General features: G+C 65.0%; 10 protein-coding genes. 5 read left to right on the top strand and 5 right to left on the bottom strand.

Features of this window, described 5'->3' with window-relative positions:
* The first annotated feature begins 40 nt into the window (after positions 1-40).
* Positions 41-4,606, top strand: coding sequence for a tubulin-like doman-containing protein (locus EJ903_RS19080; protein WP_126618428.1), 4,566 nt, complete (start codon positions 41-43; stop codon positions 4,604-4,606).
* A gap of 36 nt (positions 4,607-4,642) precedes the next feature.
* Here EJ903_RS19080 and EJ903_RS19075 read toward each other — a convergent pair whose 3' ends face one another.
* Entirely contained in the window at positions 4,643-5,569 is a 927-nt protein-coding gene (locus tag EJ903_RS19075; protein ID WP_126618426.1) for a hydrogen peroxide-inducible genes activator, read from the bottom strand.
* A 186-nt stretch (positions 5,570-5,755) separates the two neighbouring features.
* On the opposite strand from EJ903_RS19075, the gene ahpC reads away from it, so the two are divergent.
* From ahpC to EJ903_RS19055, 4 genes are all read left to right on the top strand, one after another.
* The gene (ahpC, locus tag EJ903_RS19070) at positions 5,756-6,319 is read left to right on the top strand and encodes an alkyl hydroperoxide reductase subunit C (RefSeq protein ID WP_126618424.1); all 564 of its coding nucleotides are present in this window, start codon (positions 5,756-5,758) and stop codon (positions 6,317-6,319) included.
* Between the two features lie 236 nt (positions 6,320-6,555).
* The gene (ahpF, locus tag EJ903_RS19065; protein WP_126618422.1) at positions 6,556-8,145 is read left to right on the top strand and encodes an alkyl hydroperoxide reductase subunit F; all 1,590 of its coding nucleotides are present in this window, start codon (positions 6,556-6,558) and stop codon (positions 8,143-8,145) included.
* 203 nt (positions 8,146-8,348) lie between these two features.
* Positions 8,349-9,683: a sensor histidine kinase gene (locus EJ903_RS19060; RefSeq protein WP_246015748.1), complete on the top strand. Its 1,335-nt coding sequence runs from the start codon at positions 8,349-8,351 to the stop codon at positions 9,681-9,683.
* On the top strand, positions 9,655-12,141 hold the full coding sequence (locus EJ903_RS19055) for a two-component system response regulator (RefSeq protein WP_126618420.1): 2,487 nt from the start codon (positions 9,655-9,657) through the stop codon (positions 12,139-12,141). The genes EJ903_RS19060 and EJ903_RS19055 overlap by 29 nt, the downstream gene beginning before the upstream one ends.
* 19 nt (positions 12,142-12,160) lie before the next feature.
* On the opposite strand, the gene EJ903_RS19050 is transcribed toward EJ903_RS19055, so the two are convergent.
* The 4 genes from EJ903_RS19050 to EJ903_RS19035 all read right to left on the bottom strand — a co-directional run bounded on the left by EJ903_RS19050 (position 12,161) and on the right by EJ903_RS19035 (position 16,458).
* On the bottom strand, positions 12,161-13,459 hold the full coding sequence (locus EJ903_RS19050) for a TRAP transporter large permease (RefSeq protein ID WP_126618418.1): 1,299 nt from the start codon (positions 13,457-13,459) through the stop codon (positions 12,161-12,163).
* The gene (locus EJ903_RS19045; protein ID WP_126618416.1) at positions 13,456-14,127 is read right to left on the bottom strand and encodes a TRAP transporter small permease; all 672 of its coding nucleotides are present in this window, start codon (positions 14,125-14,127) and stop codon (positions 13,456-13,458) included. Before EJ903_RS19045 ends, EJ903_RS19050 begins: the two co-directional genes overlap by 4 nt.
* 118 nt (positions 14,128-14,245) lie before the next feature.
* Positions 14,246-15,253, bottom strand: coding sequence for a DctP family TRAP transporter solute-binding subunit (locus tag EJ903_RS19040; RefSeq protein ID WP_126618414.1), 1,008 nt, complete (start codon positions 15,251-15,253; stop codon positions 14,246-14,248).
* 116 nt (positions 15,254-15,369) lie between these two features.
* On the bottom strand, positions 15,370-16,458 hold the full coding sequence (locus EJ903_RS19035; protein WP_126618413.1) for a 4-oxalomesaconate tautomerase: 1,089 nt from the start codon (positions 16,456-16,458) through the stop codon (positions 15,370-15,372).
* Positions 16,459-16,556: the final 98 nt, after the last annotated feature.

Genomic DNA, 16,556 nt, shown 5'->3' with positions numbered 1-16,556 from the left:
TCCCACGGGCGCAACACACGGATGGCCTTCAGGAGGCAGCATGGCACAGGATGACACCATCGGAACGGTTCGCCGCATTCCCACCCTGTTGGTGGCGTTGGGCGGCACCGGCATGCGCACCGCCCGTTACGCGCTGTGGCTGGCCACGCGGGGCGGGGATCAGGGTCTTCAGGCCATGCATGAAGCGGGCGAAATCCAGGTGGTCGCGGTGGACACCGATTGGAAAGCCAACCGCGAGGATGTGTTCGTCGAGGAGTATGTCGTCCCCACCTCCGGCGCGGGGGCTGGCAGCGCGGGGCAGGAGCATCGCCGCCTGCCCCGCGTGCCGCGCGTGGTGCTGGTCAAGACCGAGGACATCACCCGCGCCGTCCAATCCATCCGCGCGCGTCACCGGGGCCGCCTGAACGGGCACGACCACGATGACCACGACGACGAGATCGTCGAGCTGAACAGCCGTTGGACCCGGCGCAATGGCTTGAAGCTGGAGGAATGCCTGTCCTGGCTGCCCCAGGTCGATCCCCGCGCGGGCGAGGAGATCTCCCCCGGTCAGGCCCGCTACGAAGGGGCCGGGCAATGGCGCCCGTTGGGCCGGGTCGGCCTGTTCCTGGAGGCCCGCGCCATCCTGGACGAGCTGCGCGAAGGGCACCGCCGCATCCGCAACGCCACCCCGCTCGAACGCCCGGTTCGCGTGCACATCATCTGCTCCCTGTCCGGTGGCACCGGATCGGGGATGTTCTGGGACATTGCCTGCCTGTTGCGCCACATTGATCCGTCCTGCACCATCACCGGTTCGTTCCTGCTGGCCGAGCCGTTCCGGGGGGCCGACCGGGCCGAACGGATCGAGGCCAACGCCTACGCCGCCCTGAAGGAACTGGCGGTTTACAAGAACCTGCAACAGCCCAAGCCGTTCGAGGTGCTCTATCCGATCGGGCCGAACGGTCTGCGGTTCCGCCGTGAACCCAACGATCCCAGCATTTTCGATTACGTGTATGTCTATCAGGGCTTTGCCCCAAGCCAGCAGACCGCCGCCGTTGGCGACGTCAACGAGGCGGCGATTGAAACCAGCTGCTTCCGTCTGGCGCAGAGCATCATGGCCCAGATGCGCGACGACGTGCGCGCCCGGATCGACGAGGGGGCCAACAACGAGCGCAGCGACACCAACGCCCCGCCCGGCCATCCGGAGCGCGGTTATGTCTTCTCCTCCTCCGCCGTCGCCGAACTGGAGATCGCCGATTCCACGCAACTGCACGAAACACTGGAAACCGCCTATCTGCAAACCATCCGCGAACGGTTGATCGGTCGGGACCGCCCCATTCTCCAGGATGCGGAGCTGGCAAAGGCGTTGTTCACCCCGATGATCGACCACATAAAGCGGTTGGCGTCCGACCCAACCGCCGAAGAACCGGTTGACGGGGACAGCGTGACCATCCTGGTCCGGGGGGATGCTTCGCGCAACAACAAGGGGGAGGTGAGCCTTAGTTTCCCGATGACCACCAGCGTGAACAGCTACGAATCCGTGCTGGAAGCCACCCGGCGCGCGGCGGAACTGCGCCCGTCGACCGACTATCAGTCCATTGCCCGCATGCTGGACGGGTTGAACAAGCTGGAAAAGGCGCTCGATCAACCCGAACCGGCGGACATCACCGACGCCAAGCGGCGCGACCGCGTCATGGAGCTGTACCGGGATTCCACCTGTGTCGATCCTGCGCTGCGGGAGGGGTGGAACGCCTGCATGCTGCGGGAGACCTGGCGCGATGGTTCCCTGCCAAAGACGGACGCGGAGCCGGTGGTGGCCCAGGTGGACATCGCCGATTTCCTGATCGACGACGCCCGGACCCTGTGGCACTTGCTGCAGAAAGGCATCGACGATGCCAAGGCGGCCCTGCACGCCAACGCCGCCGCCATCACCGTCGGCGCGCGCGAGGTGATCGAGGTGTGGCGCAGGCAGATGGACAGCCTGTGGCAGGACCAGCCGCGCGGCACCGTGACGATCACCGCGCCGGGGTCCCTGGTGCAGTTGCGCCCAGCGCTGGGGCTGCTGCGCCCCGATCATCCGGCGGACCGGATCCTCAACGACGCCATCAGCAAGACCGGTCACTGTGGTCCGGTGAAGAGCATGATGAAGCGCTTCGCCAGCCAGTTGCGGAGGGAGCTGGTGGAGACGGTGGCCAAACGGACGGAGGTGCGCGACGGCCTGAGCCTGGCCTTTGCCGGTTACATCGTCAAAAACAGGGCAACGGTGAAGGATCATCTGAAAACACTGCTGGACGCTGCGGATGGCCACGAGCGGATGATGCGGGAGCGGGCGGATCATGTCCTGTCGCTTGGCCATGGCCGCCTGTCGCACATCTATCCGGATCCGGACGGTCCGTTCGAACGGTTCGAACAGGCGCTTGGCACGACGCTGGTCGCGGCGCTGGACCGGCTGACCAGCGAGGAATCGGTGAAGGCGACCGACGCGGCGGCTGAACGCTTGGCCCGTCTGGCCGAATCCGTCGCACGCGCGCAGAACAGTCCGGCGTTGCCGCTGGCCATCGATTTCCAAGCCAACGAGGAGCAGGTGAAGCTGTGGGCAGCGTTGCTGCGCGCGCTGTCCCCCGCCTTGACCACCGACGCCGCCCACAGTTCCGAGCGGTTCGTCACCCGTCTGGCCCGCCTGCTGGAAACGCATTTTCATCCGGAATGGAACGTCGAGGACGCGCGGGACGAACAGCGATTCAAGAAACGTCTGGCCCGCATGCGCGTGGTGTTCACCGCCTTCATCCGCTATTGGGCTGAACAGGAGGAGTTCGTGCTGGCCCGGTTGGGGGGCGAGGACGGCATGCGCGAAACCTTGGCCAATTGCCGCAGCCGGGTGTTCGGCAAGGGATCGGTCGCCCCGTCGATCCAGCAGGACAAGCTGGTGATCGGCAAGCCGCTGGTGGTGGATGGGTCGGCCGAACAGCGGTCAAACACCCGCAGCCGTCTGGAGCAAAGCTTCCGCATCGCCGCCCAGGCCACGATGAATCAGGCGCCGATGTTCTGCCGCGAGCCGACGGCGCGCCCCATCGTGTATTACGAACAACTGTACCGATCCGGCGCCGAAATCGTCGACATCGACCGCTACCACCGCAGCTACACGGCGGTTCCGGAAGAGCAACGCGCGTTGCACCACATCACGAGCGACGCCGCCGCTCTGCCCGATCTGATGGAAGGAAACAACCAGGCCCAACCCCGCCGCGCGGCCTGGACCTGCACGGATTCCAACCATGAGGACATTCAAATCCCATGGACCGAGGAGATTTGCCCGAGCTGCATGGCGGAGTATGAGCAGGGGATCCGCCCGCTTCATCTGGTCAGCCGCCGCAACGCCAAGGAAACGCCGCTGCCCTGCCCGGGCTGTGATCCCCAGCACCCGTTGATGATCCCGGCGTCCATGACCCGTTTCCTGTTCAACGGCGTCAGACCCAGCGAGCTGGCCACGTTCGAGCTGCAAGCGGAGCGGCTGGAGCTGGACATCCGGTGCAAACACACCGCCGGATCACGGCACCTGATCTTTCCGTCCATTGAGGTGATGGAGGCTGGAAAGCGCCGTTGGCTCCACGTCTATCGCGAAGGCGGGCATTTCATTTCAACGCGCGACGGATCCCACATCGAACACAGTTGCTTCCACTGCGGTTTCCCCATCACCGACCGTCAGCTGGAAGCCATCCGCGATGGCCGCAAGGTGACGTGCCCGCGCTGTCAACGGGCGTTGCGCGAATGTCATTACTGCTCCCACCGCGACCACGCGCTGTTCCAGCCCCTGGCCGTCGATCATGGGCCGGACCGCTGCCCCCGATGCAGCAACCTGATGCATCGCCACCCGCGCGATTTCGATCTGGCACCGAAAGACGGCCTGTCCATGCCCGGTTTCTGTCGGAACATCTTTGGCTGCCCGGCGGGAGGAACACCCTGGAGCACCGCCGCCGAGATCCATCGTGCGACGATCGCCGACCATTCCGGTGAGGTGTGCGATTCCTGCCATGACCACCATGATCCCGCCCTGCTGCTCCCCTGGGACGATCTGCGGGAGCATGTCGAGCGCTGCCCGATCTGTCTCACTCTGATCGGTTTGCCCAGGAGCGGGGGGGTGCACCGTCTGGCCCCCGACGAATTGGTGTCGCATCTGCTGCACCATGTCGAGGATGACCCCAGCCGCCATTGCGTGTTGTGCGGCACCGAACCGGGGGCCGTTGTCCAGTGGATGCTGCACACCAATTATTTTGATCGGGCCGCCAGCGCCATCCCCAAGGCCACACTGGATGAGTTGGAGCACCGATATTCCGGGCGGTTCGTGATGCCCGCCCTGGACGCGGGAATCGGGATCGAGTTTCTGGAGTTGATGAACAGCTATGACGATGACCGCAAATTGTTCGAAGCGGCGCGCGCGATACCGGGGATCATCGGTCCGAAGCGGCGTTTCAGCGATCTGGAAACCGAGATGCGCCGCCTGTTCACCGGGCGCAGCCTGACCCCGCGTGTGGTGGCGCGGCGTCTTGCCCAACTGACGCACATCGAAGACGACGTCCGTGCCCGGCAGGAAGGCCGGTCCGGGCAATTGGTCAAGCGGATCCACACCGTCTGAACCGGGGCCACCGGTCGGTTGAAACGGATCCGGCGATCAGGGCGTCGCTGGCGGTGCCGACACCACCGCCAGCGACGCTTTCAGCGTCGCGGCCAGACGGCGGAAGGTTTCCTTGCGGCCCGAACTGCGCCGCCAGACCAGGGCGATGCGGCGGAAGGGGCGTTCGCCGTCCAGCGGGCGGACCTCCAGGTTGAGGCCGCGCAGAATGCCCGATTCGACCGCCATCTGCGGCAGCAGCGTCACCCCCAGCCCGTTGGCGACCATCTGCACCAGGGTCAGCAGGCTGGTGCCCTGGAACACGGTGTTGCGCGGGGCGCTGTCGAGCGCGCAGGCGGCCAGCGCGTGATCGCGCAGGCAATGGCCGTCCTCCAGCAGCAGCAAATCCTCCATCGCCACGTCGATCGGGTGGGCGGTGGCCGAGGCGCACAGCCGGTGTTCGGGCAGGCAGACGAAGAAGAAATGATCCTCGGCAATGTCCAGCGCTTCGATGTCGCCCATCGGGTAGGGCAGGGCGAGCAGGGCGGCGTCCAACTCCCCGCCGTTCAGCCGGTCGAGCAGGCGGGCGGTCTGGTCCTCGCGCAGATACAGTTTCAGATTGGGAAAGGCCGCCCGCAAATCGGGCATCACGCGCGGGATCAGGAACGGCCCGATGGTCGGAATCACCCCCAGATGCAGCGGCCCGGCCATCGGATCGGCGGCGCTGCGGGTCAGATCCACCAGATCCTCCGCGTCCTTCAACAGCGCGCGGGCGCGTTCGGCGATCTCGCGCCCCAGCGGAGTCGGCATCACCGTGCGGCGCGTGCGTTCCAGCAGCGGCGCGCCCAACAGATCCTCCAACTCCTGGATCCCGGCGCTCAAGCTCGACTGGCTGACCAGACAGGCCTCGGCGGCTTGGCCGAAATGGCAACGGTCAACCACGGCAACGAGATAGCGGAGCTGGCGCAGGGTGGGCAGGGGCTTCATGGTCGGAAGCATTGATCGGATTTGCCGATCAATGCAATCGGTATTTTGTGTTTCTCTTGGTCAGCGATTTCCCCTATCTCTGTTCTGGTCAAGCAACCCTGGGGAGACGCCGCACCGATCCGGACGCGTCGCCGGACCCCGGACCGGGGCCAAACCCCAAACCTTGTTCATCCTTCGGAGAGCACAATGTCTTTGATCAACACCGCGATTAAGCCCTTCAAGGCCACCGCCTTCAAGAACGGCAAGTTCATCGACGTCACCGACGCCGATCTGAAGGGCAAGTGGTCGGTCGTGTTCTTCTACCCCGCCGATTTCACCTTCGTCTGCCCGACCGAGCTTGAGGATCTGGCCGACAACTACGCCGCCTTCCAGGCTCTGGGCGTCGAAATCTACGCCGTGTCGACCGACACCCACTTCTCGCACAAGGCTTGGCACGACACCTCGCCCGCCATTGGCAAGATCGGCTACACCATGGTCGGCGACCCGACCGGGACCATCACCCGCAACTTCGACGTCATGATCGAAGAAGCCGGTCTGGCCGATCGTGGCACCTTCGTCGTCGATCCCAACGGCGTCATCCAGATCGTCGAAGTCACCGCCGGTGGCATCGGCCGCGACGCCGGTGAGCTGCTGCGCAAGGTCAAGGCCGCGCAGTATGTCGCCTCGCACCCCGGCGAAGTCTGCCCGGCCAAGTGGAAGGAAGGCGAGAAGACCCTCGCCCCGTCGCTCGACCTCGTCGGCAAGATCTAAGCGTCCGGTCGCTTGACCGGCACCGGCCCGCCGCCCCAGCAACACGGGCGCGGCGGGCCGGTGCTCCCCTCCGAGCGATCACGCCGGGGATTGTTGCGAACGGGTGCGACGCGCACGGCATCGCGCAGGCGGCAGCCGTCCGTTTTTAAAACCGTGCTTTCAAATTCTCCCTGCCGGACCACCACCGACGCGCACTCGGTTCGATCCGACGCCTTTTCCAATCGGGAACCATTGCCATGCTGGACGCCACGCTCAAAGGTCAACTGAAAGCGTATCTGGAGCGGATCACGCAGCCCGTCGAACTGGTTGCGTCCCTCGACGACTCCGCCAAATCCCAGGAGATGCTGGGGCTGTTGGAGGACATCGCGTCGTTGACCGACAAGATCACGCTGCGGCGCGCCGATGACGCCCGCACGCCCTCTTTCGCCATCGCCCGCGTTGGCACCGACATCGCCGTGCGGTTCGCCGGTTTGCCGATGGGCCATGAATTCAATTCGCTGGTGCTCGCCCTGTTGCAGGTCGGCGGTCACCCGTCCAAGGAATCCGCCGACCTGATCGAGCGGGTGAAGGATCTGGACGGCGACTTCCAGTTTGAAACCTACTTCTCGCTGTCCTGCCAGAACTGCCCCGACGTGGTGCAGGCCCTGAATCTGATGAGCGTTCTGAACCCCCGGATCCGGCATGTCGCCATCGACGGCGCGCTGTTCCAGGCGGAGGTCGAGAGCCGCCAGATCATGGCCGTGCCGTCGATCTACCTGAACGGCGAACCCTTCGGCCAGGGCCGCATGGGGCTGGAGCAGATCGTCGCCAAGCTCGACACCGGTGCGGCGGCGCGCGAGGCCGAAAAGATCAAGGCCAAGGCCGCGTTCGACGTGCTGGTGATCGGTGGCGGTCCGGCTGGTGCGGCGGCGGCGGTCTATGCGGCGCGCAAGGGCATCCGCACTGGTGTGGCGTCGGAACGCTTCGGCGGTCAGGTGCTCGACACCATGGCGATCGAGAATTTCATCTCCGTCCGCCACACCGAAGGGCCGAAGCTGGCCACCGCGCTGGAGCAGCACGTCAAGGAATACGACGTTGACATCATGAACCTGCAAACCGCGCAGGCTCTGGTTCCGGCGGCGGTCCCCGGCGGCTTGATCGAGGTGAAGCTTGCCAGCGGCGCGACGCTGAAATCCCGCACGGTCGTGCTGTCCACCGGCGCGCGCTGGCGGTCGATGAACGTGCCGGGCGAGGCGGAATACCGCAACAAGGGCGTGGCCTATTGCCCGCACTGCGACGGCCCGCTGTTCAAGGGCAAGCGGGTGGCGGTGATCGGCGGCGGCAACTCCGGTGTCGAAGCGGCCATCGATCTGGCCGGTCTGGTCTCGCACGTCACCCTGATCGAGTTCGACAGCCAGTTGCGCGCCGACGCGGTGCTGCAGCGCAAGCTGTTCAGCCTGCCCAACGTCACCGTCATCACCTCGGGCCAGACCACGGAGGTGCACGGCGACGGGACGAAGGTGACGGGCCTGTCCTACAAGGACCGCAACAGCGGCGAGCTGCGGCGTGTTGATCTGGAAGGCATCTTCGTGCAGATCGGCTTGGTGCCGAACACCGAATGGCTGAAGGGCACGCTCGCCCTGTCGCCGCGCGGTGAGATCGAGGTGGACGCCCGTGGCCAAACCTCGCTGCCCGGCGTGTTCGCGGCGGGCGATGCGACGACCACGCCGTTCAAGCAGATCATCATTGCCATGGGCGAAGGGGCCAAGGCCGCCCTGTCGGCCTTCGACCACCTGATCCGCACCGTTCCGGCCGAGGAACCGGCCCAGAGCGTCGCGGCGGAGTGAGCGCCCAGGATCAGGGCCGTCGGTTGTCCTGATCTGCTTTTGTCCCCGTTGGTCGTTTCAAGGCCCGCCCATCGCGTGATGGGCGGGCCTTGTCGCGCTGGTGCGGGACGCTCGGAAAGTATGAACACTTACCAAATGGCGGGTGGACAGCATGTTATAATTGTCCTACCCTCTCACATTGTGCGCAATGCGCGGCGTGTGAAGTGCGCAGCGTGATCGTGTATGTGGAAATTCTTAAATTTCTTAAATTTTTCATGAAAGCCGCACGTCCGATCTTGCGGTTGGGGGGGGGCGGCATTCTCCTCACGGTGCCGTTTTTGTCTTTCGCCATTTGTTGTCTATTGAGGCAATTGAAATGTTGCCGGTTCAGGGAGCAAGACGCGACCGACGGAACACATCCGCCGGAGAAACACGGGTGGAGGTTGCGCGTGCAGGACGAACCCACGCTGCTCCAGGATGTGCATCGTCTGCGGATCGAGCACGCCCTGCGCAAAAGCGAGGAGCGGTTTCGGCAGGTCGTCGAATCCGCCCCCAACGCCATGGTCATGATCAACAGCCGTGGGCTGATCGAGATGATCAACGCCCAGGCCGAGCGCGTGTTCGGCTACGCCCGCAGTGAATTGCTGGGGCAACCGATCGAACTCCTGGTTCCCGTCCGTTTCAGCGCCCACCATCCGGCCTTGCGGGCATCCTTCTTCGCGCAGCCCCAGTCGCGACCCATGGGAGAGGGGCGTGACCTGTATGGTTTGCGCAAGGATGGCAGTGAGTTTCCGGTCGAAATCGGCTTGAATCCGATTGAAACCGAAGATGGAACCATGGTGCTGTCGGCCATCGTCGACATTTCCGACCGCAAGCAGAAAGAAGAACGGATCCAACAAGCTCTGAAGGAAAAGGATCTTCTGCTCGCGGAAATCCATCACCGCGTGAAAAACAATCTTCAGGTCATCGACAGTCTTCTGGGTTTGCAATCGGCGCGCATCGACGACGCACAGGTTTTGGCGATGCTGCGCGACAGCCAGACGCGCATCCGGTCGATGGCGCTCATCCATCAAACCCTGTACCAGTCGAAAGACTTCGCGCGGGTCGACTTCGCCAGCTTTCTTGATTCCCTGGCCCCGACCCTCATCGCCTCCTACGAGATCGATCCCTCCCGCATCGCCCTGATGGTCCACACCATCGGTGTCCAACTGCCGATCAGCGCGGCCATCCCCTGCGGTCTGATCGTGAACGAATTGATTTCGAACGCCATCAAGCATGGCTTCCCCGACGGGCGCGGCGGAGAGATCGAGGTCCGGTTGGTCAACGAAACCCCGACGGAGGTCTCGCTGACGGTCAGCGACAACGGCGTCGGCCTGCCGGACGACATCGATCCAGACGTGACCGGCACGCTTGGTTTGCAACTGGTCAGCCTTTTGACCGAGCAGCTGGGCGGTTCCCTGGCGATCCAGAGAGCGAACCCGACGCGCTTTTCCTTGAGATTCCCAAGCGCCAAACAGACGGAGTCACCGCATGTCCCAAGCCCGCGTTCTGGTGGTTGAGGATGAGCGGATCGTCGCTCTGCATCTTCAGCAACGGTTGAGGTCCCTGGGCTACGATCCATCGTCCCCCGTGGCATCGGGGGAGCAGGCCCTGGCACGCGTCCGCAGCGAGTTGCCCGACATCGTGCTGATGGACATCCACATCGAAGGCCCGATGGACGGGATCGAGACCGCGTCGGAAATCCAAAAGGAGTTCCACACGCCGATCATCTATCTGACCGCCTATTCCGAAGCCGCGACCCTGGAGCGGGCGCGCGGCACCAAGCCTTATGGGTATCTGGTCAAACCGTTCAGCGAACGCGAATTGCACGCGACGATCCAGATGGCGTTGGAGCGCAGCGCCACCGACTCGGCGATCCGCGAAAGCGAGGAGCGGCTGCATCTGGCGCTGGAGGCGGCGGAAATGGCGTCTTGGGAACTGGACGTGACCAGCCGCACCCTGTTGCACGTCGGCAAGGCCCAACGCCTGTTCGGGTATGGGCACGAGGTGTTTTCCGGGCCGTGGGAGCGTTTTCTGGAAACGGTGCACGAGGAGGACCGGGATCTGGTCGATCGGGCGTTGGAACGGACGCTGGACGGCCACGGTTTGGGGGTGATCGAGTTTCGCAGCGTCCATCCCGACGGCAGCGTCCATTGGCTGAAGGTCCAGGGGCGGATCTTCACCGCTGAATCCAGCGCACGAAAAAGACTGATCGGGGTGATCCAGGACGTGACGGCGCGCCGTAGCGCCGAGGCCCAGTTGCGTCAGGCCGCCATGGTGTTCGAGGCGACGCAGGAAGGCATCCTGATTCTGGATGATCGCTTTGTCACCCTGGATTGCAACCCTGGTTATTGCGCCATAACCGGTTACGACCGAAACGAGGTGATCGGCCGCCCCGCCCCCCTGCTGTCGCCGCTGTGTCTGTCCCCGGCCGACTGGCAGACCATGCAGAACACCCTGGTTGCGGATCGGCAATGGCATGGGGAAATCCAAGGGCGTCGGCGCGACGGCAAGGAACTGCCGGTGCTGGCGAACATCGCGGCGGTCGCCGACCGCAGCGGTCAGGTGTCGCACTACATCCTGTTGTTTTCCGATCTGACCGCGATCCGCTTGGCGCAGGAGCGCTTCCAGCATCTGGCCCATTTCGACCCGCTGACCGACCTGCCCAACCGCCTGTTGGCGATGGATCGGCTGGAACACGCGATGCAGGCGGCCGAGCGGAACCAGGGCAAGGTCGGCCTGCTGTTCGTTGATCTCGACCATTTCAAACAGATCAACGACACGCTCGGCCACAGCGTGGGCGATGACCTGCTGCGCGCGGTGGCCAAGGCCTTGCGGCTTGCCGTGCGCGCCGAGGACACCGTGGCCCGGCTGGGTGGCGACGAGTTCATGGTGATCGTGGATCGGGTCGAGCATCCCGAAGCGCTGGGAGAGCTGGCGGATCGCATCATCGCCACCCTGTCCCGACCGGTCACGCTGTTGGGGATGGAATTCGCCATCACCGCCAGCGTCGGCATCAGCCTGTTTCCCGAAGACGGCACGAGGAAGGAGGATCTGATCCGCGCCGCAGACACGGCCATGTACGCGGCCAAGGACGCCGGGCGCAGCGGCTTTGCGTTCTACCGCAAGGAAATGACCGAGCAGGCGGCCCTGTCGATGGAACGCGACCGCGACCTGCGGCGCGGCTTTGAAAAGGATGAATTGCGGCTCCACTATCAGCCGCAGGTGGAGTTGGCCACCGGCGCGATCATCGGGGTCGAGGCGTTGATCCGTTGGCAGCATCCGATTCATGGGCTGTGCGGTGCCAACGACGTGGTTCCGGTCGCCGAAAAAAGCCGCCTGATCATGGAACTGGGGGATTGGGTGCTGCGCGAAGCCTGCTGGCAGGCGCGGGCCTGGCAGGAGGCCGGGTTGCCGCCGCTGCGCATGGCGGTCAACGTGTCGGCCCGCCAGATGCAGCCCGACCGTTTGCCCAACGTCGTCCGTCAGATTCTGGACAGCACGGGTCTTGATCCGGCTCTGTTGGAGATTGAGATCACGGAAAGCACCTTGCAGGATAGCGAACGCTGTGTGGCCACGCTGCACGCGCTGAAGGCGCTGGGGGTGTCGCTGGCCATTGATGATTTCGGCACCGGCTATTCCTGTCTGGGGTCGTTGAAGTCCCTGCCCATCGACCGCATCAAGATCGACCGCAGCTTTGTCCAGGACATCCCCCACGACCGCAACGACGAAGCGATTGCCGAGGCGATCATCGCCATGGCCCACAAGCTGAACATGGTCGCCATTGCCGAAGGAATCGAAACCGAGGAGCAGCGGGCGTTTTTGCGCGCGCGGGGTTGCGAGGAGGGGCAAGGCTACCTGTACGCCCGCCCGATGACCGCCGACGCGGTTGCCGCGCTGCTGCGGGACCAGCAACGCGGCACCGACCTGCGTGACGCCGTATCAGCAGGGGGGGCGACCGAAGACACCCCGCAGTGAGGGAAAGGCTTGTGGTTGTTCAGAGCATGCCGAGCGTGCGCGGCAGCCACAGCGACAGGATCGGCAGGTAGGTGACGGCGACCAGGAAGGCCAGCATGGTCAGCAGCCACGGCCACACCGCCACGGTCAGTTCGGTGATGCCCATCTTGGTGATGCCGCTGGCGACGTAGAGGTTGAGGCCGACCGGCGGGTGGCACATGCCGACCTCCATGTTCACCACCATGATGATGCCGAAATGGACCGGGTCGATCCCCAGGCGCAGGGCGACCGGGACCAGGATCGGGGCCATGATGAGGACGATGGAGGACGGCTCCATGAAGTTGCCCGCCATCAGCAGCAGGATGTTCGTCACCAGCAGGAAGGCGACCACGCCCAGCCCCTGCGCCGTGATCCAGTCGGCGATCGCCTGCGGGATGCTTTCGGAGGTCAGGACGAAGGAGAACAGCACGGCGTTGGTGATGATGTAGAGCAGCATGGCCGACATGCTGGCCGACGACAGCAGCACCTTCGGCACGCTGGACAGCGGCATGTCCTTGTAGACGAACACGGCGATGACGAAGGCGTAGACCGCGCTCATCGCCGCCGCTTCGGTCGGGGTGAACGCCCCGCTGTAGATGCCGCCGATGACGACCACGATCAGCAGCAGGCCCCACACCGCTTCGCGGAAGGTGCGCAGGCGCTGGCCGAGGCTGGCCTTTGGCAGGCGGGGGTAGTTGTTCTTGCGCGCGCGGTGCCAGGTGGTCAGCCCCAGCAGGAAGGCCAGGATCAGGCCCGGAACCACACCCGCCATGAAGAGTTGGCCGATGGAGGCCGCCTTGGGATTCCCGGCGGTGGCCACCGCGTACATCACCATGCAGATCGACGGCGGGATCAGGATGCCCAGCGCGCCCGCCGTGGTGATGACGCCCGCGCCGAACTGGCGGGGAAAGCCCTGCTGCACCATGGCGGGCAGGATCACCGACCCGATGGCGACGACCGTGGCCGGGCTGGATCCCGACACCGCCGCGAACAGCGCGCAGCCCATCACACCGGCCAGCCCAAGCCCACCGTGCCAATGGCCGACCATGGATGTCGCAAAGTTGATCATGCGGCGCGCGACACCGCCGTGCGTCAGGAAGTTGCCCGCCAGGATGAAGAAGGGGATCGCCATGATCTCGAACTTCTCGATGCCGGTGAACAGCTTCAGCGCGACGGCGTTGATCGGCACGTCGGTCATGGTGAACAGGAAGGTCAGAACGGTCAGACCCAGTGAAATGGAAATCGGCATGCCGGTCAGCATCAGGACCAGCAGCAGGCCGAAGATGACGGCGGCGCTCATCGTGCGTTCTCCTGCGGGCGGCCGGAGCCGGGCTTGGTGCCGGGTTTGCGGTCGGATTGGCTGGGATGGGCGAGGTCATGTGGGTGCAGGCCATCGTCCAACGCGTACCAATTGATGTCCGCCGCCTCGTCCGCGCCGCTGTCCAGCCCTTCGACATGGCCGTGATCGTGGTGGGGCAGGCTGCCGGTGCGCCGGAAGGCGACGCAGACCTGAAGAAAGCGGAAGCTCATCAGGAAGGACCCCAGCGGAATGGCCAGATAGACCAGCCACATCGGCGCTTCCAGATCGGCGGAAACCTGCTCGGTCTGGGCGATGTGATAGACGAAATTCGCCCCCAGCGACCCGACGACGCCGGTGAACAGCGCGCCCGCCAGCAGGCCGAACACGATGAAGCGGGCGCGCAGCGGGCTGTCCAACCGGTTGATGACGACATCGACGCCAACATGGATGCCGGTGCGCACGCCATAGGCGGCACCGAATTTGGCCATCCAGACAAACAGGTAAATGCACAGCTCCTGCGCCCAGGTGAAATCGAAGCGCAGCATCATGTCCTGCAACGCGGGCACGCCGACGAGGTAGCGGTGCAGCACCGCAACGAAAATGACAAGCGTGGCCGCCGCCATGAGGGTGGAGATGATCCACTCCTCCAGCGCATCAAGAACTCTCATGGTGTGGTGTGTCCTTCCCTGCGGGGGGACCGGGGCAAACGCCACCGATCCCGCCCCAACACAGCGCCGAACGGGTCGCGCCGAGGGGTGATTTGTCGACGGGTTGCTGGCCGACGGATTACTGGCCGCGCTCGGCGGTCTGGTCGCGGTTGACCGCCGCCACCAGTTCGGTCAGGCCAAGCTGTTGGGCCATCTTGGTCTGCACCGGCATCAGGGCCTTGACCCACGCCTTTTTCTCGTCGGGCGTCGGAGTGTGGACGGCGGTCTTGCCGGAATTGCGGATGGCGTCGATGGTCTTGCGCTCATCCTCTTCGGCCAGCTGGTCGTTCAGGCGGGTGGCCTCCTTCATCGCGCCGTCCAGCGTGGTGCGGATGTTGGTGGGCAACCCGTCCCAGAATGTCTTGTTCACCACGACGACGTAGGCGCTGAAGCTGTGGTCGGTCAGGGTGACGTGCTTTTGCACCTCGTGCTGTTTTTGGGTGTAGAGGTTGGAAAGCGGCCCGTCGGTGCCGTCCACCACGCCGGTGTCGAGCGCCTGATAGACCTCCGACAGCGCCAGCGTTTGCGGCAGGCCGCCCAACGCCTTGATGGTTTCGGCGTTCACCTTGGACGAGTTGATGCGGATCTTCAAACCGCGCGCGTCGGTGGGCAGGCGCAGCGGCGAATTGGCGCTCATGGCGCGGAAGCCGTTGTCCCAAAAGGCCAAACCGACCATGCCACGGTCTTCCAGCCTGCGCAGCAGCCCGGCCCCCAGCGGTCCGTTCGTCACCTTGTGCACGGCGGCACGGTCGGGGAACAGATAGGGCAGGTCAAAGGCCTGATAGTCCTTCAGCCCGATGGGGCCGAACTTGCTGGCGGTCGGGGCCAGCATCTGCACCGCTCCCAACTGCAGGGCCTCCAACTCCTCCTTGTCCTTGTACAGCTGGCTGTTCGGGTACAGCTCCACCACCACCTTGCCGCCGGTGCGCTCCTCGGCCAGCTTTTTGAACTGGGCCGCCGCGATGCCTTTGGGCGTGTCGGGGGCGACGACGTGGCTGAATTTGATGATGATCGGCTTGTCGGCCAGGGCGGGGGCCGCAAACAAGGCGGTGGAGGCCAGCAGCAGGGCGGCAACGGTGCGGGTCATGGTGGTTTCCTCCGACGGGCCGGTGCCAGTCTATGGCTGTTCCGGCCGGGTTTTGATTGGGATTTTCGGTGGTCTTCGGGTGGGGCGATCAAACGGTGTCGATCGACCGGAAGCGATCAACTGGCCAGGGCGAACCGGTGGGGGGCGGCGTCCGGGCGGGCGAAGACGGCCCCCTCGAACAAACGCCGCGCGGTGCGCTGGACGGCCGCCTGCGGCGTCGCCGTCCCGTCCAGGCGGACGGTGAGGCGGCCCGATGGGTGTTCCAGCGTCACGTCGGCGGGCAACCCCAGCGCGCCGATCATCGACGCGGCCAGCGTGCCGGGGGTGGCGCAGGCGGTGGCGATGGCCACCGATCCGGTGATCGCCAACGCCTTGTGGCAGTCGTGTGGCATGAAATAGCGCACCGACAGGGTGCCGCCGCGCGTGGCCGGGGCCAGCAGAACCGGCTTGGGGATCACCAGATCGCCAGTGTTGGCAAAGCCCATCCGCCGCCCGGCCTCCAGCCGCAACCCCTCCAACCGGCTCATGAAGGCGCGGTCGAGGCGGTAGCTGTCCGCCGGTTCGGCACCGGTTTTGCCAAGATCGGCGGCGCGCACCATCATCACCGGAATGGCGGCGTCCAAACAGGACACGGCCACACCGTTGATCGTCTCCATCGGTTGGCCGGTGGGCAGCAGCCGTCCGGTGTTGGCCCCGGCGGCGTCGAGAAAGGTCAAATGGATCGGGGCCGCCGTGCCGGGCACGCCGTCGATGGTGGCGTCGCCCTCGTAAGTGACGTGGCCGCCGGGGGTCTGCACCCGTGCCTCGATCAGTTTGCGGGTGTTGACGTTGTGGATGCGCAGAACGGTGACGCCGTCACTCGCGGCCACCAAACCGGCTTCGATGGCGAAGGGACCGACCGCCGCCAGCATGTTGCCGCAGTTGGGCGAGGTATCGACCACCCGTTCGCGCACCTTCACCTGCGCAAACAGGTAATCCACATCGGCCCCGGTCACGCTGGGCGGGCCGATGATCGCCACCTTGCTGGTCAGCGGGTTGCCGCCGCCGATGCCGTCGATTTCCAGATCATGCCCCGCCCCCATCACCGACAACAGCAGCGCGTCGCGCGCCGCCGGATCGGCGGGAAGGTCGGAAGCCAGGAAGAAGGGGCCACGGGAGGTTCCGCCCCGCATCATCACGCAGGGGATGCGAATCTGTTCGTTCATGGGAGTGCCTGAAGTCCATCCGATGACGGGGTGCCGTGGCCACGGTCGATGGGCCGACTATCGGCCTTGCCCGCATTTCTGTGAAATGCAAAGATCGA

The sequence above is a fragment of the Azospirillum griseum genome, assembly GCF_003966125.1.
GTDB classification, from domain to species: Bacteria; Pseudomonadota; Alphaproteobacteria; order Azospirillales; family Azospirillaceae; genus Azospirillum; species Azospirillum griseum.
This window is presented reverse-complemented; position numbering and strand designations above follow the sequence as displayed.

Coding starts and splice junctions, on each gene's coding strand:
- EJ903_RS19080 (WP_126618428.1), top strand. CDS start 41: ATGGCACAGGATGACACCATCGGAACGGTTCGCCGCATTCCCACCCTG.
- EJ903_RS19075 (WP_126618426.1), bottom strand. CDS start 5,569: ATGAAGCCCCTGCCCACCCTGCGCCAGCTCCGCTATCTCGTTGCCGTG.
- ahpC (WP_126618424.1), top strand. CDS start 5,756: ATGTCTTTGATCAACACCGCGATTAAGCCCTTCAAGGCCACCGCCTTC.
- ahpF (WP_126618422.1), top strand. CDS start 6,556: ATGCTGGACGCCACGCTCAAAGGTCAACTGAAAGCGTATCTGGAGCGG.
- EJ903_RS19055 (WP_126618420.1), top strand. CDS start 9,655: ATGTCCCAAGCCCGCGTTCTGGTGGTTGAGGATGAGCGGATCGTCGCT.
- EJ903_RS19050 (WP_126618418.1), bottom strand. CDS start 13,459: ATGAGCGCCGCCGTCATCTTCGGCCTGCTGCTGGTCCTGATGCTGACC.
- EJ903_RS19045 (WP_126618416.1), bottom strand. CDS start 14,127: ATGAGAGTTCTTGATGCGCTGGAGGAGTGGATCATCTCCACCCTCATG.
- EJ903_RS19040 (WP_126618414.1), bottom strand. CDS start 15,253: ATGACCCGCACCGTTGCCGCCCTGCTGCTGGCCTCCACCGCCTTGTTT.
- EJ903_RS19035 (WP_126618413.1), bottom strand. CDS start 16,458: ATGAACGAACAGATTCGCATCCCCTGCGTGATGATGCGGGGCGGAACC.